9 protein-coding genes are annotated in these 17,834 nt (G+C 73.1%); 7 read left to right on the forward strand and 2 right to left on the reverse strand.

Annotated elements, in window-relative coordinates; genetic code table 11:
- Positions 1-154 precede the first annotated feature (154 nt).
- The gene (locus tag BMZ82_RS19750; RefSeq protein ID WP_093777518.1) at positions 155-1,363 is read right to left on the reverse strand and encodes a nucleotide sugar dehydrogenase; all 1,209 of its coding nucleotides are present in this window, start codon (positions 1,361-1,363) and stop codon (positions 155-157) included.
- Between the two features lie 412 nt (positions 1,364-1,775).
- Between BMZ82_RS19750 and BMZ82_RS19755 the strand changes: the two genes are divergently transcribed.
- Positions 1,776-3,482 (forward strand): glycerol-3-phosphate dehydrogenase/oxidase, encoded by a 1,707-nt coding sequence (locus BMZ82_RS19755; RefSeq protein WP_093777520.1) that lies wholly within the window; start codon positions 1,776-1,778, stop codon positions 3,480-3,482.
- A 558-nt stretch (positions 3,483-4,040) separates the two neighbouring features.
- Here the strand turns inward: BMZ82_RS19755 and BMZ82_RS19760 are convergent.
- Complete coding sequence (locus BMZ82_RS19760; RefSeq protein ID WP_256252006.1) at positions 4,041-5,087, reverse strand: serine hydrolase domain-containing protein; 1,047 nt, start codon at positions 5,085-5,087, stop codon at positions 4,041-4,043.
- Positions 5,088-5,329: 242 nt separating this feature from the next.
- Between BMZ82_RS19760 and BMZ82_RS19765 the strand changes: the two genes are divergently transcribed.
- The 6 genes from BMZ82_RS19765 (at position 5,330) to BMZ82_RS19790 (ending at position 17,801) form a co-directional block, all read left to right on the forward strand.
- Complete coding sequence (locus tag BMZ82_RS19765; protein ID WP_093777524.1) at positions 5,330-7,525, forward strand: serine/threonine-protein kinase; 2,196 nt, start codon at positions 5,330-5,332, stop codon at positions 7,523-7,525.
- 176 nt (positions 7,526-7,701) lie between these two features.
- Positions 7,702-10,473 (forward strand): protein kinase, encoded by a 2,772-nt coding sequence (locus BMZ82_RS19770; protein WP_093777578.1) that lies wholly within the window; start codon positions 7,702-7,704, stop codon positions 10,471-10,473.
- A 147-nt stretch (positions 10,474-10,620) separates the two neighbouring features.
- Positions 10,621-12,414 carry a protein kinase domain-containing protein gene (locus tag BMZ82_RS19775; protein WP_093777526.1) on the forward strand — a complete coding sequence of 598 codons (1,794 nt, stop codon included), beginning with the start codon at positions 10,621-10,623 and terminating at the stop codon, positions 12,412-12,414.
- Positions 12,415-12,541: 127 nt separating this feature from the next.
- Positions 12,542-14,224 carry a serine/threonine-protein kinase gene (locus tag BMZ82_RS19780; protein WP_093777528.1) on the forward strand — a complete coding sequence of 561 codons (1,683 nt, stop codon included), beginning with the start codon at positions 12,542-12,544 and terminating at the stop codon, positions 14,222-14,224.
- Positions 14,225-14,274: 50 nt separating this feature from the next.
- Positions 14,275-15,975 (forward strand): serine/threonine-protein kinase, encoded by a 1,701-nt coding sequence (locus tag BMZ82_RS19785; RefSeq protein WP_093777530.1) that lies wholly within the window; start codon positions 14,275-14,277, stop codon positions 15,973-15,975.
- A gap of 125 nt (positions 15,976-16,100) precedes the next feature.
- On the forward strand, positions 16,101-17,801 hold the full coding sequence (locus tag BMZ82_RS19790; protein WP_093777532.1) for a succinic semialdehyde dehydrogenase: 1,701 nt from the start codon (positions 16,101-16,103) through the stop codon (positions 17,799-17,801).
- Positions 17,802-17,834: the final 33 nt, after the last annotated feature.

Raw genomic sequence — 17,834 nt, forward strand, 5'->3', positions numbered from 1 at the left:
GCCCCCAAACACATTAGGGGCGGACACTCCGTGAACCATCAGGAGCCTGCCGCAGTGGCCGCTGCGGTGGGCTCCACCTGTTTCGTACGTTACCGGCGGCCCGTGTCCTGCGCCACCAGCCCCTGGAGCCCGGGTCGGTCGCGTGCGCCCCGGTTCACAACCGGTGCGCCGCCCCCGTGGGAGTGGCCCCGCGCGTGTCCAGCAGCAGTTGCGCCTTCACCGACAGGCCCTGGAGGTCGTACGTCCGGTGCTGCTGGAGGAGGATCGTCAGGTCGGCGTCGGCGGCGGCCTCGTAGAAGGAGTCGGCGCGGGGGACCGGGCGGTCCAGGACGCTCCAGGACGGGATGTGCGGGTCGTGGTAGCTGACGGCCGCGCCGAGTTCCATCAGGCGGATCGCGATCTCGCGCGCGGGGGTGCCCTGCTGGTCGGCGAGGTCGGGCTTGTAGGTGACGCCGAGCAGCAGCACGCGCGCGCCCCGCGCGGACTTGCCGTGCTCGTTCAGGAGCGCGGCGGCGCGCTGGACGACGTAGCGGGGCATGCGGCTGTTGACCTGCTGGGCGAGTTCGACCATGCGCAGGGGGCTGCCGGGGTGGCCGGTGCGGTCCAGGGGGACGGAGTGGCCGCCGACGCCCGGGCCGGGGCGGAAGGCCTCGAAGCCGAACGGCTTGGTCTCCGCGCAGCGGACGACGTCCCACAGGTCGACGCCCAAGTCGTGGCAGAGGACGGCCATTTCGTTGACGAGGGCGATGTTGACGTGCCGGAAGTTGGTCTCCAGGAGCTGCACGGTCTCGGCTTCCCGCAGGCCACGCGCGCGTACCACCTTGTCGGTGAGCCGGCTGTAGAACGCGGCGGCGGACTCGGTGCAGGCGGGGGTGAGTCCGCCGATGACCTTCGGGGTGTTGGCCGGGGTGAAGGCGCGGCTGCCCGGGTCGACCCGGCTGGGGGAGTAGGCGAGGTGGAAATCGCGGCCCGCGCGGAGGCCGGACGTCTCCTCCAGGAGTGGCCGCAGGAATTCCTCCGTCGCCCCGGGGTGCACGGGGGACTCCAGGATGACGGTGGTGTGCGGGCGCAGGTGTCCGGCGAGGGTACGGGCGGCGGCCTCCACCTGGCTCAGGTCGAGTCCGCCGTCCGCGTCGCGCGGGGTCGGGGCGCAGATGACGGCGGTGCGCACCCGGCCCAGTTCGGCGGGGTTGGTGGCGGGCCGGAAGCCCCCCGAGAGCATCCGGCGCAGTTCGGCGGGGCTGAGGGAGCCGGCCTCGGGGCCGGTGCGGTAGCCGATGGTGGGGATGCCGGCGGCCACGGCGGCCTGGGCCAGGGGCAGGCCGAGCGGGCCGAGTCCGATGACGGCGAGATCTGCGGGCATGGCGTATGCCGTCCTTCCCAGTAACCGAGGTGGGACAGGTGCGCAAGCCCTGTGGACAGGATGGGCGAGCGCAATGTCAGACTAGGAGTAAATATGACCGTTATGTGGGATTGGTCGGCTGTGTTGATCTGCCGTGTCGATCCGCAGGGTCGATCCGCAGGGTCGATCCGCCGTGTCGATCCGCCGTGTCGATCCGCTGTGTTGATCCGAGGTGCTGATCCGCTGTGTTGATCCGAGGTGCTGACCGGCCCGTTTTCCGGGAGGTCCGCTCCGGTTCCGTGAGAGTTGTCCACAGGCTGGGGGTGAGTGGTGGCTGAAGTCGGGCAACACGGTCAGAATCTGGGCATGGGGGTTACGGACCGGGCCTCGCCCTGACGGGTGCGGCCGGCGCGACCGACAGCGGGAGGCAGCGGTGAGGACAGCGACACTGGGGCCGGCGCAGCGAGCCGAGTCACTGGCGGCCATGGCCGAGCGCGAACTGGACGTGCTGGTGGTGGGAGCGGGCGTGGTCGGCGCGGGCACCGCCCTGGACGCCGTGACGCGCGGCCTGTCCACGGGTCTGGTCGAGGCGCGCGACTGGGCGTCGGGCACGTCGAGCAGGTCCAGCAAGCTGATCCACGGCGGTCTGCGCTACCTGGAGATGCTCGACTTCGCCCTCGTACGGGAGGCGCTGAAGGAGCGCGGGCTGCTGCTGGAGCGGCTCGCTCCGCATCTCGTGAAGCCGGTGCCCTTCCTGTACCCGCTCCAGCACAAGGGCTGGGAGCGGCTGTACGCCGGTTCGGGCGTCGCGCTCTACGACGCGATGTCCATGGCCCGCGGGCACGGCCGGGGCCTGCCGACGCACCGCCACCTGACCCGCCGTCACGCGCTGCGCGTCGCCCCCGCCTTGAAGAAGGACGCGCTGGTGGGAGCGTTGCAGTACTACGACGCCCAGATGGACGACGCCCGCTTCGTCGCCACCCTCGTGCGTACGGCGGTGTCCTACGGGGCGAGGGCGGCCAACCGCGCGCGGGTGACGGGTTTTCTGCGCGAGGGCGAGCGGGTCGTGGGCGCGCGCGTGCAGGACGTCGAGGGGGGCGGGGAGTACGAGATCCGCGCCCGGCAGATCGTCAACGCCACGGGCGTGTGGACCGACGACACGCAGGCCATGGTGGGGGAGCGCGGTCAGTTCCACGTCCGCGCCTCCAAGGGCATCCACCTCGTCGTGCCGAGGGACCGGATCTCGTCCTCGACCGGGCTGATCCTGCGCACCGAGAAGTCCGTGCTGTTCGTCATCCCCTGGGGCCGGCACTGGATCATCGGTACGACCGACACCGACTGGGACCTCGACAAGGCTCACCCGGCGGCGTCCAGCGCCGATATCGACTACCTCCTCGAGCATGTGAACTCGGTGCTCGCGGTACCGCTGACCAGGGACGACGTCGAAGGCGTGTACGCGGGGCTACGGCCGCTGCTGGCCGGCGAGTCCGACGCCACCAGCAAGCTGTCGCGGGAGCACACCGTCGCGCATCCGGCGCCGGGGCTGGTGGTCGTGGCGGGCGGCAAGTACACGACGTACCGGGTGATGGCGAAGGACGCGACCGACGAGGCGGTGCGCGGCCTCGACCAGCGCGTCGCCGACTGCGTCACGGAGGACGTGCCGCTGCTGGGCGCGGAGGGCTACCGGGCGCTGTGGAACGCGCGGGCGCGGATCGCCGCGCGGACGGGCCTGCACGTGGTGCGGGTGGAGCATCTGCTGAACCGTTTCGGGGCGATGGCGGAGGAGGTGCTGGACCTCATCGCGGTGGACCCGTCGCTCGGCGAGCCGCTCCAGTACGCCGACGACTATCTGCGCGCCGAGATCGTCTACGCCGCCTCCCACGAGGGGGCACGGCACCTGGACGACGTGCTGACGCGCCGCACGCGCATCTCCATCGAGACCTTCGACCGCGGCACGCGCAGCGCCCGCGAGGCCGCCGAACTGATGGCACCGGTCCTCGGCTGGGACAAGGACCACATCGAGCGCGAGGTCCGCCACTACGAGAAGCGCGTGGAGGCCGAACGCGAGTCCCAACGCCAGCCCGACGACCTGACAGCAGACGCGGCCCGCCTGGGCGCACCGGACATCGTCCCGCTGTGACGCTGCCGGGCCCGGGCTGACCCGGCCGGGCCCGGGCCGGCCGGGTCTGGCTCGGCTTGGCCTGGACCCGCTCGGCCTGACCCGTCCTGGCCCGGGTCGGCGCGGTTCGGCTTGGCCCGGCGTGGCTTGGCTCGGCCTAACCCGGGTCGGCCGGGTGTGGCCTGACCCGGGTCGGCAGGGTCTGGCGTGGCCCGGCCTGGCGCGCCCGGCTCGGCGCGGCCTGGCCCGCCTGGGCGCACCAGACATCGTCCCGCTCTGACGCTGCCTGGCCCACCCTGACCCGGGTAGGCCGGGTCTGACCCGACTCGGCGCGGTTCGGCCTGGCCCGGCGTGGCTTGGCTCGGCCTAACCCGGGTCGGCCGGGTGCGGCCCGGCTCGGCCTGGCCCGGCTCGGCCTGGCCCGGCTTGGTCCCGCAGGGCTTGCCTGGCCTCTCCAGCCTGTCTGGGCTCGGCTGGGCGAGCCCTGTCCGGGCTGGCCCGACTCGGCCGTTCCGGCCGACCTCCGGTTCACTCGAACGAGTGTTGGGAATCGGGATCTCTGTTCGGAACCGGCTCGTTCTACGGGTTGCGAGGGCAGAATTCGGCGGCGAGCAAGGCCGGTTCGAGGTCGGGATCTGCGATCGCCGTCGTGTTCACCCGGAAGGTGAGGACACGCCGACCGTCGAGGGTGGCCGCGGTGCGCACGTAGCTGCCGGAGATCTGGCCGTTGTGTCCCCACACCGTGACGCCGCACGGGAGCTTCAGGGGGAACAGGCCCATGCCGTACGAGCCGTGTGCGGTACGGGTGTCGAGCATCTCGCGCAGCAGGCGCGGGGGCAGCAGCTCGCCGCCGAGCAGCGCAGCGTAGAAGCGGTCCAGGTCGGCGAGCGTGGTCACCAGCTCGCCCGCGGCCCCGGCCACCCGCGGGTCGAGTTCGGTGACGTCGGTCCCGTACGTGTCGTAGGCGCGGCCGTGCGGGGAGGGCAGAGAGGTACGGGAGCCAGGGAAGGAGGTGCCCGTCAGACGCAGGGGAGCGATGATCCGCCGCTCGGCCTCCGTGGCGTACGAGCGGCCGGTGACCTGCTCGACGACCAGGCCGAGCAGGACGTAGTTGGTGTTGGAGTAGGCGAAGCGGCCGAGGTCGGCCGGAGAGTGGGTGAGTGCGATACGGACGGCTTGAAGCGGAGTCAGGGGCACGACGCCCCCGGTGTCCCGGGTGAAGTCGTACAGGCCGCTGGTGTGGGTGAGCAGGGAACGAAGGGTCAGCGCGCGCCCGTGGTTGCCCGCCCCGCGCACCACTCCCGGCAGGTGCGTCTCCACGGTGTCGGACAGCGACAGCCGGTGTTCTGCGGCCAGTTGGAGCACGACGGTCGCGAGAAAGGTCTTCGTGACGCTGCCGGCCCGGAAGTGGTCGGACGCGGAGATGCCAGGACCCGCCACGGCGTAGCGGGTGCCGCTCTCCTCACGGGCCAGCAGGGCGGCGGCGGGCGCCTTGCCCCGGGTGAGGAGCAGCGGGAGGAGGGAGTCCGTGGGCGATGCGGGGGCGGCTCGCGAACCGGTCGTGAGCAGGCCGAGGAGCAGCAGGGCCACGGGGACGGCCAAGAGGCTCCGAAGCGGTGGCGTCACGGGATGGCTCCTTCACTGTCGCGCCCATCATCCAGGGCGCGGACAGGCCGGCTTGGCCGGGTCCCCGTCTCTCGATCGGCAGGCACCCCGTGCTCGCTGGCCGGGAGCGGGCCGCACCTTCTGGCCGGAATGCTCCGCTCCCGGGTGCGGGCGGGAGGCGGTGAGGGGCACCCTGGGCGTTGGGCACTTGTCGGGTGAGGGACAATGAAGGCTCTGTCAGGGCGGGTTGCATGAGGGGACGCATGTCGGAGGCGGAGCGGGCGGGGTCATCCCGTCAGGACAAGAGCGCACGTCTCCTCGCCGGGCGGTACCGGCTGGGAGACGTACTCGGCCGCGGCGGCATGGGGACGGTGTGGCGGGCCGAGGACGAGACCCTCGGGCGCACGGTCGCCGTCAAGGAGCTGCGGTTCCCGGGGAACATCGACGAGGACGAGAAGCGGCGGCTGATCACGCGGACGTTGCGCGAGGCCAAGGCCATCGCGCGGATCCGCAACAACAGCGCGGTGACGGTCTTCGACGTGGTCGAGGAGGACGACCGGCCGTGGATCGTGATGGAGCTCGTCGAGGGCAAGTCGCTCGCCGAGGTCATCCGTGAGGACGGCGTGCTGGAGCCGAAGCGTGCCGCCGAGGTCGGGCTCGCGATCCTCGACGTGCTGCGGTCCGCGCACCGCGAGGGCATCCTGCACCGTGACGTGAAGCCGTCGAACGTGCTGATCGCCGAGGACGGCCGGGTCGTGCTCACCGACTTCGGCATCGCCCAGGTCGAGGGCGACCCGTCGATCACCTCCACCGGCATGCTCGTCGGCGCGCCTTCCTACATCTCCCCGGAGCGGGCCCGCGGCCACAAGCCGGGTCCTGCGGCCGACCTGTGGTCGCTCGGCGGTCTGCTGTACGCGTCGGTCGAGGGCGCGCCCCCGTACGACAAGGGTTCCGCGATCGCGACGCTCACCGCGGTGATGACGGAGCAGTTGGAGGAGCCGAAGAACGCGGGTCCGCTGAAGGACGTCATCTACGGTCTGCTCACCAAGGATCCCGCGCGGCGGCTCGACGACGCCGGTGCGCGGGCGATGCTCGACGAGGTGCTCCACGCACCGGACCCGCGGTATGCCGAGCCGGCGGACGTGACGAAGGTCGTGCCGCTGCCCGCGCAGCCGGACGCCCCCGGGGGCAAGGGGAGTTCGGCGGGCGCGGAGGCGGGCGAGAAGCTGCGCGGGGCGTTCCGGTCCGTGCGGAAGGCCGCCGCCGCGGCGGGGGCGGCGACCTCGGCGGCAGCGTCCCGCGGCAAGTCGCCGAACGGGGCGGGTACGAGTACGTCCGGCGTCTCCGGTGCGTCCGGTTCTGTGAGTGCGGGTGAGGCGCAGAGGGGTGGGGGTACGGGTACGGGTTCTGCCGTCGCTCCGGCTGCTGCCGCTGCGACTGCTGCGCCTGCTGTGTCGGTGTCCAAGGCCTCGACGGCGTCGTCGGCGTCGGCTGCGACGTCTGTGTCCAGGTCGGTTTCTGGGGCGGGCGCGGTGTCGGCGGCGGCTTCGTCGTCCGGGTCCGCGACTGCGGCTGTTCCTGCGGCGCGTTCCGGCTCCGGTGCTGGTGTTGGGGTCGGGTCCGGGGCTCGGGGGAGTGGCGAGGAGGGTGGGCGGAGTTCGGGGTGGCCTGTGATGGCGCCGCCGGATCTGCCGCCGCGGCCGGTGCCGAGGGCGCCGTTGACCGATGTGGTGCCGAAGCGGACGCTGGTGATCATCGCGGTGGTCGTGGTGCTCGCGGTGCTCGGTACCGTGCTGGCCCTCACGCTCGGCGGTGACGACGGCACCGCGAACGGCGCGAAGAGCGGCGGCGCGTCCAAGGCGGTGGCCGGCGGGAGCGCGAGCGCCGACACCAAGGCGGACGAGGCCGGCGAGAGCGGTACGGACGGGGCGTCGGCGCAGTCCGGCACGTCGTCCGGTGCCAAGCCGAGCAACACCGCCGCGGCCGGGGGCACCGGGTCCGGGGGCACCGCCACAGGCGAAGCCAAGGTGGCGACGGCGACGCACAAGGGCGGTCAGGGGTACTCGATCGGGCTGCCCGCCGGGTGGAAGTTCCAGTCGTCGGACTCCGCGGGGGACCGTTTCACCGGGCCCGACGGGCAGAAGCTGCTCGTCGCGTGGACGACCACGCCCAAGGACGACCCGGTCGCCGACTGGAAGAACCAGGAGAGCGGTATGACGCGCTCTCAGTACAAGAAGATTGGAATAGCGGCGGTGAGCTACCGCGGCTGGAACACGGCCGACTGGGAGTTCACCTACACGGACAGCGGGACGGCGTACCGCACGATCGATCGCGGGTTCGTCGTGAGCGACAGTCTCGGGTACGCGTTGATGTACACGGCGAAGTCCGCCGCGTGGGGCACCGACCTGCGGGCGACCACCTGGACGACGCTGGCGGACACCTTCACGCCGAAGAAGTAGCGGCCGTCGGACGCCGTGTTGGGGGCGTGAGATCTTGCATCCCCTCTTTGCGGGTTGCCTCCGGCACGTATCGTGAGTGGCTGCGGACCGTACGCATCCGGCAACACGGCTGGATACGGCTGTAACGGCACGCAACACGAACGGAATTGACCGACCGGGCGGCCGGGGGAGGCAACGTGGACGACTTCGCGGGTCGGGTACTGGTCGACCGCTACCGCCTGCCGTTGCCGCCGTCCGACGAGTACGAACTCACCGAGACCCGGGCCTTCGACACCTATAGCGGGCAGGAAGTCCTGGTCAGGCAGGTGCCGTTGCCGGAGGTCGTCGAGGCGGAGGTGCTCGACGCGGAGGGCCTGCCCGAGGGGTTCACGGCCCGGGAGCGCGGGGCCCGGCCGCCGGGGGCACGGGGTGTGGGCGCGGGTGCCGGCGTGGGTGCGGGGGCCGGTGCGGGGGCCGGGACGCGGCGGCCCGCCGACCCCGTCGTGCGGCGGGCGATGGAGGCGGCGCAGGCCACGGCCGGCATTCCCGACCATCCGCGGCTGGACCAGGTCTTCGACGTGTTCGCCGAGGGCGGTTCGCTGTGGATAGTGAGTGAACTGGTGGCGGCGCGGCCGCTCGCGGCCCTGCTCGCCGAGAAACCGCTGACGCCGTACCGGGCGGCCGAGGTCGCCTCCGACGTGCTCATGGCGCTGCGGGTCCTGCACGCGCATGGCTGGGTGCACCGGAACATCACCGCGCGCACGGTCCTCGTCTGCGACGACGGGCGCGTCATGCTGACCGGCCTCGCGGTCGGCGCGGCCGAAGAGGCCCTGTGCGGGTACGACCCGGTGCCTCCGGACGAGGGTGCCTCCGGCGGTGCCGGCGGGATAGGTGGGGGTGGTGGGACCGGCGGGGGTGCTGGGTCTCGGGGTTCTGCGGCACCGCTTCAGCCGGGTGGCCCGGGTGGCCCGGGTGGTGCTGGTGGTGTCGGTGCGTCAAGAAGTGCCGGTGCGCCCGGTGGTGTGGGTGGTGCCGGTGAGTTCGGTGGGGCTGGCGGGGCCCGTGGGGACAGCGGGGACAGTGGGGCCAGTGGTGTTGGTAGGGCCGTTGGGTTTGGTGGTTCTGTTGGGGCCAGATCCGGACGGCCGGGTGCGTTTGGTGCTGGTGTCGGTGGTGTTGGGGAGGGTGCCGGGGCCGCTGGTTTTGGTGGGACCGCCGGGGTTGGTTCCGGAGCTGCTGGTGGTGCCGGTGGGGCTGATGGTGCCCGTGGGGGCGTTGGTGGTGGAGCGGTGGATGCTGAGGCTGCTCGGCGGGCTGCTATTGAGGCTCGGGGGTCCGGGGGGTTGCCGGTGTCGGCGGGGGAGGCGTCCGGTGGGGCGGTGGCGCGTCGGGCGCCGGTGGAGTCCGGTGGTGATGTTCGTGCCGCGCGGGCCGGGGCGATCGCCGCGTACCGGGCGGGTGCGCGGGCGGCGGCCCGGGTGCACGAGGCGCAGCAGAACGGGCCCGCGGCCCTGCCCGGTGCCCGGACCCCGGCGGATCACGCCGCCGAGGCCGGGGAAGGCGGTCCGGTTGGCCGGATAGCCGACCCCTACGGCGTCCAGGGCACCCCCGTGCCTGGCGCGGCGGCCGGGGCCCGTTGGGATGAGGTTGCCGGTGAGGCTCCCGGGAGTGGTGTGACCCGGCGTGGGCCCGCCACCGCGCTCGCTGCCGAGCGGGCGCGGCAGGCGCGGATGGCCGTCGTCGGGCCGGTCACCGAGCGGTGGGCGCCCGAGCAGGCCGGACCGGTGCACGAGAACTGGCAGTTGGCCGCGCCGATCGGTCCCGCGACCGACCTGTGGGCGCTCGGCGCGCTGCTCTTCAGGGCCGTACAGGGGCATGCGCCGTATCCGGAGGAGTCGACGGCCGAGCTGGTGCAACTGGTGTGTGCCGAGCCGCCCGCCTTCGCCGAGGAGTGCGGACCGCTCAGGCCGGTCGTCGAGTCGCTGCTGCGTCAGGACCCCACCGAGCGGCTCGACTTCGAGGAGTTGGGGGGCTGGCTGCGCTCGCTGGTCCGGTCCGCGCCGGAGCCCGAGGCGGGGACGTACGTCGTCGCCGCGCCGCCGACCGATCCGCGCCGGCTGCCGATCGTCCGCCGCAGGGGCGAGCTGGTGCGCAGGCGGCGCGCCGGGCTGCCCGCGACGCACGGGCGGCACAAGCGGGACCGGTCGGAGCCTGCGGGCTCGCCGCGCAGCCTGGGCCGCACCCTGCTGTTGCTGATACTGCTGGTGCTGGCCGGGGCGATCGCGTACGCCATGCTGTTCATGCCCAAGTCGGGCGAGCAGGGGGCGGCCGGTACGGACGGCTCCCGGCGGACCGGCGCCACCGGGACACCGGCCGGCCAGGCGCCCGACTCGAGCAGTGAACCCCGGCCCGACCAGACGTCGCCGGGCACCGCCGCCTCCGCGTCCTCGGGGACGGAAGCCACCGAGACCCAGACCGGCGGCGCGGCCGGTACCGGCGGCACCGGCGCGAACGTCGCCGACGGGTTCACCGTCCGCAAGGACGAGGCCGGTTTCCAGGTCGCCGTGGCCAACGGCTGGGACCGTACGCCGAAGAACGGGCGCGGTCAGATCGTCTACGTACACGGGGACTTCGAGCTGATCGTCGTACCGGGACGCGACAGCGCGGCGGCGAACGGCAGCGATCCGATGGTCTATCAGCGGGAGAAGGAGAGCGAGCTCCAGCCGTACCGCGATTCCAGTTGGGCGACGGCCTCCGGGCTGCGTACGACGACGGTGGGGGCGCGGACCATGGCCGAGGGGCAGTTCACCTGGACCGACGGCGACGGGCGGGGGCTGTATGTGCGCAACCTCGCGGTGCTCATCTCGGGGCGGTACCACATCGTGCAGGTCAGAGGCCCCGAGGCCGAACGGGACGAGGTCACGCGGCTGTATGAACAGGCGGCGGCCACCTACCAGTACAGCGGTTGAGGGGCGTCCGTCCCGGTTCGGTTTCCGCGCGGGCTCGGAAGCGACAACCGTCACAGTGCGGACTCCTTGGTACCCCGCTGGTACCACGGAGGCGGCCCGGTCCCTACGCTGGCCATGTCAAGAGCATTGCGGGGCAACGTGAATCAGATGCAGGGACTGCTCCTCGCGGGCCGCTACCGGCTCGCCGAATCCATCGGCAGCGGCGGCATGGGCCGGGTGTGGCGTGCGCACGACGAGTTGCTGCACCGGGCCGTCGCCATCAAGGAGTTGACGGCCGCGCTCTACGTCGCGGAGGGCGACCGGTCCGTCCTGCTGGCGCGGACCAGGGCGGAGGCGCGCGCGGCGGCGCGGATCAACCACTCGGCCGTGGTCACCGTGCACGACGTGCTCGAGCACGACGGCCGGCCGTGGATCGTGATGGAGCTGGTCGAGGGCCGTTCGCTGGCCGACGCCGTCAAGGAGGACGGCCGCGTCGAGCCCGCCGAGGCCGCCCGGATCGGCATGTGGGTGCTGCGCGCGCTGCGCGCCGCGCACTCCGCCGGCGTGCTGCACCGTGACGTCAAGCCCGGCAACGTGCTCATCTCGAACGACGGCCGGGTCCTCCTCACCGACTTCGGCATCGCGCAGATCGAGGGCGACAGCACCATCACGCGGACCGGCGAGGTCGTCGGCTCGGTCGACTACCTGGCGCCCGAGCGGGTGCGCGGCCAGGACCCCGGTCCGTCCTCCGACCTGTGGGCGCTCGGCGCGACGCTGTACACGGCGGTGGAGGGGCGGTCGCCGTTCCGGCGCACCTCGCCGCTGACCACGTTGCAGGCCGTCGTCGAGGAGGAGGCCACCGATCCGCAGCATGCCGGACCGCTCGGCCCCGTCATCACCGCCCTGCTGCGCAAGGACCCGGCCACCCGGCCCGACACCGCCGAGACCGAGCACCTCCTCGCCGAGGCGGCGGGCGGCCGGCACACGGGCGGGGCCCAGGTGTACGTGCCGACGCAGTACGGGGGCTCCGGGTCCGACCGGTCCGACCGTGCCACGGGCGGCAACCACCCCACGTCCCACCCCACGTCCCACCCCACATCCCACCCCACATCCCACCCCACATCCCAGCCCACGTCCCACTCCGCGTCCCAGCCCGTGTCCCCCACGGGCGGCGAGGCGTACGGTCCCGGGGAGCCGGAGGCGTCGACGCCGGTTCCCGGCCACCCCGCGACGGACCCGACCGACTCGGGGGTGACGCACATCGGCTCGGGCGCGCCCGCGCAGTCGTCCCCGCCGTCCCGCCGCCGTCGTCGTCGTGGGGCGCGCCCGCTCGCGCTCGTGGTCGCCGTCGCCGTGCTGGTCGGCGGGGGTACGGCGGTGGCGTTGTGGCAGTGGGGCAAGGACGGTCAGGAGACCGGCGGTTCGGCGGCCGGGTCGTCGTCCGCCTCGTCGAACCCGTCGAACACCGACATCCCCGTCGAGCAGGGCGCGGTGCCCGACGACTGGAAGGCGGTCGACGACCCGATGGGCTTCGGGCTCTCGCTCCCCGACGGCTGGCAGCGGAAGGTGTACCAGGACGACGGCGACCTCAAGCAGGTCGACTACACGCCCGACGGCGGCAAGCACTTCGTCCGCATCGCCCTCGACAAGTCCCCCGACTTCAGCGACCCGTACGCGCACCAGACCGACCTGGAACAGCAGGTCAAGCGGCTGATCGCGTACAGCAGGGTCACCCTGGAGCGGAACGTGTACCGCGACCGGCGCGGCTCCGAGTGGGAGTACACCTGGACCGCGCAGGCGAGCACGGGGTACCCCGGTCCGCGCCGCGCGATCGAGGAGATGTACGTCGCCCGCGACGGCAGCGAGTACGCGATCTACATGTCCTCGCCGGCCGAGGACTGGGCCACGACGGCCAAGCAGTTCAAGTCCGTCCTGCAGAGCTGGCGCGAACCCACCTCCTAGACACCCACCTCCTAGACACCCACCTCCTGGACACCGGCCTCCTGGACACCGGCTGCCGGGTACCGGTACCGGCAGTTGGCCGGACGGCGCCCCGGAAGCGGGCCGTCCGGTGGGGCATGATGGGCTCATGGGGACCGAGGGGGGCGGCAACGACGTACGGGTCATCGCGGGCCGTTACCGGCTGGAGGCGAGGCTCGGGCGTGGCGGCATGGGTGTCGTGTGGCGGGCCGACGACGAGCTGCTGGGACGGCGTGTCGCCGTCAAGGAGCTGATCCAGGACGACACGCTCTCCGCCGACGAGGCGCGCGGTCGCCGCGACCGGACACTGCGCGAGGCGCGCGCGGTCGCCCAGCTCAGCCACCCGCACATCATCGTCGTGCACGACGTCGTCGAGGACGGCGAACGCCCGTACATCGTCATGGAGTTGATCGACGGCGGCTCGCTCGCCGACCGGATCGCCGCGCGCGGCCCGCTGCCGCCGGACGAGGTGGCCCGGATCGGCGTCGCGCTGCTGGGCGCGCTGCGCGCCGCGCACGCGGCCGGGGTCCTGCACCGGGACATCAAGCCCGCGAACGTCCTGCTGGAGGGCGACGGCGACCGTGTCGTCCTCACCGACTTCGGCATCGCGCAGGTCGCGGGCGCGACCACGCTGACCGAGACCGGCTCGTTCGTCGGCTCGCCCGAGTACACCGCGCCGGAGCGGATGTCCGGGGCGCGGACCGGCGCGGAGGCCGACCTGTGGTCGCTGGGCGCGCTGCTGTGCACGGCACTCAGCGGCGAATCCCCGTTCCGGCGCGACTCGTTGGGCGGCATCCTGCACGCCGTCGTCTTCGCCGAGATCCGTACGCCCGAGCAGGCCGCGCCGCTGCTGCCCGTCGTACAGGGGCTGTTGGAGCGCGATCCGGACCGGCGGCTGGGCGGGGCGGAGGCGGAGCGGCTGCTGCGGGTCTTCCTGGAGACCGGGCGGACGCCGCACCCGGTGTCGTCCGGCTACACGCCGACCCAGGCCGACCTGCCGCAGCCACGGCTGGACCCGCCCGCCCGGGAGCGCTCCACGCGGGGCGTGCTGGTGGCCGCGCTGCTGGTCGCCGCGATGGCGGGGGCGGGCGTGTCGGCGGCGGCGCTGCTGGTGAACAACGGGGAGGGCGACGGGGGCGGCCGCACGCCCGCGAGTTCGGCGCCGGGGGCGCCGGGGGCTTCGGGGAGCGGTTCGGCGAGCGGTTCGGCGAGCGGTTCCACGGGCGGATCGACGCGTCCTGCGCCCACGTCCACTTCCATTTCCGCACCCACCTCCAAGCCCGCACCCACGTCCTCGGCCGCCTCCACGGCCGTGCCCGTCCAGTCCGCCGCGGTGCCCCGTTTGCCGTCGGCACCCTCCGGGTACCGGGTGGCCGACGACCCCGCCGGGTTCGCGCTCGCCGTGCCGGACGGGTTCACGCGGGTCGCGCAGGGGGAGCGGGTCTTCTACATGTCCCCGGGGGAGGTCTTCCGCCTCGGCATCAAGGTCTCGGCCCCCCAACCGGGCGGCCCGCGCGGGGTGATGGAGCGGGCGGCGGCCAAGGGCGCGGACACCAACCCCGGTTACCACGACGGCCGGGTCACCGAGACCAGCCAGGGCGGACGGCCCGCCGCTCTCTGGGAGTTCAGTTGGGACGGCTTCAGCGCGGCGGAGGGGCCCAGGCACACGTACGACCTGTGCTGGGAGGAGGGCGGGCGGTTGTACGACGTGTGGGTGTCGGCGCCGGTCGGGAAGGTGCGGGAGGCGCGGGAGTACTTCGACGTCGCCGTCGACACGTTCGTGACACGGTAGTTGCCCTTCTCCGGTGGATTCCGGCCTGCCTGGCGCGATAGGGATGGACCATGAGTTCCAACGGGGGCGTCGGCCACGAGTTCGATGACACGACGAGTTTCGTTCTGCAACCGCCCAACCCGCAATCGCCCGGCCCGCGACCGCCGAACCCGCAATCGCCCGGCCCGCATCCGCCGAACCCACAATCGCCCGGCCCGCATCCGCCCGGCCCACCGATAGTCGTGCCGCCGCAGGTTCGGGAGCCCGGCGTCGGGCGGCTGGTAGCAGGCCGCTACCGGCTGCTCGCCAAGCTCGGGCACGGTGGGATGGGTACGGTGTGGCGGGCCAAGGACGAGACGGTGGACCGGGAGGTCGCCGTCAAGGAACCCCGGGTGCCCGATCATCTTCCCGAACGTGAACGGGTTACCGCGTTCGAGCGGATGCGGCGCGAGGCGCGGGCGGCGGCCCGGCTGGACCATCCGGCGGTCGTCAACGTGCACGACGTCGCCGTCGTGGACGGGCAGCCGTGGATCGTCATGGAGCTGGTCCACGGCCGCTCGCTGGGCAGCGCCCTCCAGGAGGGCACCCTCGGCGCGCGCGAGGCCGCCCGGATCGGCCTGGAGGTGCTGGGCGCGCTGGAGGCGGCGCACGCGGCGGGCATCCTGCACCGGGACGTCAAGCCGGACAACATCCTCCTCGGCCGCCACGGCCGGGTCGTCCTCACCGACTTCGGCATCGCCAGCATCGAGGGCGAGACGAACCTGACCGACACCGGCGGCTTCGTCGGCTCGCCCGAGTACATCGCCCCCGAGCGGGTGCTCGGCCGGCGCCCCGGACCGGCCTGCGACCTGTGGTCCCTGGGCGTGGTGCTGTACGCGGCGACCGAGGGCGTGTCGCCGTTCCGCCGCAGCAACACGCCGGCCACCCTTCAGGCCGTGCTCAACGCGGTGCCCGCGCCGCCCGCCGCCGCGCCGGGCCCGCTCGCCGAGGCCGTAGACGGGCTGCTGGAGAAGGACCCGGCGCGCCGTCCGCAGGCCGCGCGGGTACGGGAGTTGCTGGAGGCCGCCGCGCACCCGCCCGTGCCGCAGCCCGTGCCGCAGCCCGCGCCGGTCGTGCGGCACGTCGAAGTCCCGCGCGCACGGCGCTCGTTGGGCCGTACGGCGTGGCTCGGGCTCGGCGCGGCGGTCGTCGCGGTGGCGGCGGTGGCGGCGACGGCGTACGTGGTGGTCGCCGACCCGTTCGCGGGGCCGTTGCCGGACGGCTGGAAGACGCCGTACGCGAAGGACGTCACCGCGAAGGTTGCGGTCCCCGACAGCTACACGAGGTCCGTCCCCGACCGGAAGTCGGACGACGGTCACTGGGTCGGCTACACCGACCCGAGCGGCGCGATCTCGGTCGTGCTGTCGGTGGCCCGCCGGTCGGAGGACACCACCAAGGAGATCAAGGCCTCCGCCGCCGCCGAAATGTACGCCGACGACGGCGAGTTCAAGGACCGCGGCAGCTACGGCCTCGACATGCCGAAGGCCCCGAGGACCCGGCCCGACGACAACGCGACCTTCCACGGCGGGAAGGCCGCCGAGAACACCGTCCGCTTCACGACCGACGACTCCCAGGACCCCCGCCCCCGCGAGCTGCGCATCCTCTACTACAAGTCCGCCGCCGGTGACATGTACCGGCTCACCGTCGGCTACCCGGGCACCGGCGACTTCACGGCGCGCGGCCGCGAGGTGGCCCGCACGGCGATCGCCAACCTGGCCCTCGACCAGCTCTAGCCCGCAGTGCCGGCGTCCTGATCAGCGGGTTTGCCGCCAGCGGGCGCCGGCGTCGGGTGCGCGGCCGGTGACACCGTATTACCGGCGGGTACCCAAAGTCTGCGCCACGTCATACCCTGCGCCTCATGACGGACTCGCAGGCCCCGGACACGACACCGGACACCGCCGCCCCGGAAACCACCCCGGAAACCACGCCGGACACGACAGCCGACAAGGCAGCCGACACGGCAGCGGCGAAGACCGGCACCAACCCGCTCGCCCCGGCGCCCACCGGCGTGCGCACCGCCGCCGACGTGGTCACCCCGGAGCTGGTCGCCCAGCTCGCCAAGGGGGTGACCGGTTCCGGCCGGACGGCCAACCACACGCCGTTCACCGGCGAGAAGCTGGCCGACCTGCCCGAGTCCACGCCGGAGGACGTGGCGAGGGCCTACGAGGCGGCCCGCCGGGCGCAGGCCGTCTGGGCGCGGACGCCCGTGCGCGAGCGCGCCGCCGTCCTGCTCCGCTTCCACGATCTGGTGCTGGCCCGGCAGGCCGAGGTGCTCGACCTCATCCAGTTGGAGACCGGCAAGGCGCGCCTGCACGCCCACGAGGAGGTGCAGGCGGTCGCCGTCGCCGCCCGCCACTACGGCCGCCGGGCCGCCGCCTACCTCCGCCCCAAGCGGCACGCCGGGGCCATGCCGACCCTGACGAAGGTCACCGAACTGCGCCATCCGCGTGGCGTGGTGGGCCAGATCGCCCCCTGGAACTACCCGCTGGAGCTGTCGGTCGGCGACGCGCTCCCCGCGTTCGTCGCGGGCAACGCCGTCGTCATGAAGCCCGACACCGAGACCTGCCTGACCGCCCTGTGGGCGCGTGACCTGCTCGTCGAGGCCGGTCTGCCGGCCGACGTCTTCCAGGTCGTGCTGGGCGAGGGACCCGTCGTCGGCCCGGAGGTCGTCCGGCACGCCGACTACGTCTCCTTCACCGGCTCCACCCGCACCGGCCGCGAGGTCGCCCAGGGCGCAGCCGCCCGTCTCGTCGGCGTCTCCCTCGAACTCGGCGGCAAGAACGCCATGTTGGTGCTCGACGACGCCGACATCGAGAAGGCCGCCGCGGGCGCCGTCCGCGCCTGCTTCTCCTCCGCCGGCCAACTCTGCATCTCCATCGAGCGGTTGTACGTCCACGAGTCGATCGCGGACGCCTTCGTCGAGCGCTTCGCCGCCCGCACCAAGGCCATGCGGCTGGGCACCGCCCTCGCGTACGGCGCAGACATGGGCTCCCTGGTCGGCGCACGCCAACTGGAGACGGTGACCCGGCATGTGGCGGAGGCCGTCGAGAAGGGCGCGAGGGTCGTCGCCGGCGGGGTCGCCCGCCCGGACGTCGGCCCCTACTTCTTCGAGCCGACCATCCTCGACGGCGTGAGCGAACCCATGTCCGTCTGCACCGAGGAGACCTTCGGTCCGGTCGTCTCCATCTACCGTTTCACGACCGACGACGAGGCGGTCGAGCACGCCAACTCCACGCCGTACGGCCTGAATTCGTCGGTCTGGACGAAGGACGCCCGGCGCGGCCACGACCTCGCCGCCCGGCTGCGCACCGGCACCGTGAACATCAACGAGGGCTATGCGCCCGCCTACGGCAGCGTCCAGTCCCCGATGGGCGGCATGAAGGACTCCGGTCTCGGCCGCCGCCACGGCTCCGAGGGCATCCTCAAGTACACGGAGGCCCAGACGGTCGCCCAGCAGCGCCTGCTGCCGATGGCCCCGGCGCTGGGCATGAGCGACGAGAAGTACGCGGAGTTCATGAACCGCAGCCTGCGCGTGATGAAGGCGCTCCGCTTCCGCTAGGGGCACCGCCCGGCGAGCGCCGCCGCCGCACCC

The sequence above is a fragment of the Streptomyces sp. yr375 genome, from assembly GCF_900110755.1.
Taxonomy (GTDB): domain Bacteria; phylum Actinomycetota; class Actinomycetes; order Streptomycetales; family Streptomycetaceae; genus Streptomyces.

Coding starts and splice junctions, on each gene's coding strand:
- BMZ82_RS19780 (WP_093777528.1), top strand. CDS start 12,542: ATGGGGACCGAGGGGGGCGGCAACGACGTACGGGTCATCGCGGGCCGT.
- BMZ82_RS19765 (WP_093777524.1), top strand. CDS start 5,330: ATGTCGGAGGCGGAGCGGGCGGGGTCATCCCGTCAGGACAAGAGCGCA.
- BMZ82_RS19785 (WP_093777530.1), top strand. CDS start 14,275: ATGAGTTCCAACGGGGGCGTCGGCCACGAGTTCGATGACACGACGAGT.
- BMZ82_RS19775 (WP_093777526.1), top strand. CDS start 10,621: ATGCAGGGACTGCTCCTCGCGGGCCGCTACCGGCTCGCCGAATCCATC.
- BMZ82_RS19750 (WP_093777518.1), bottom strand. CDS start 1,363: ATGCCCGCAGATCTCGCCGTCATCGGACTCGGCCCGCTCGGCCTGCCC.
- BMZ82_RS19790 (WP_093777532.1), top strand. CDS start 16,101: ATGACGGACTCGCAGGCCCCGGACACGACACCGGACACCGCCGCCCCG.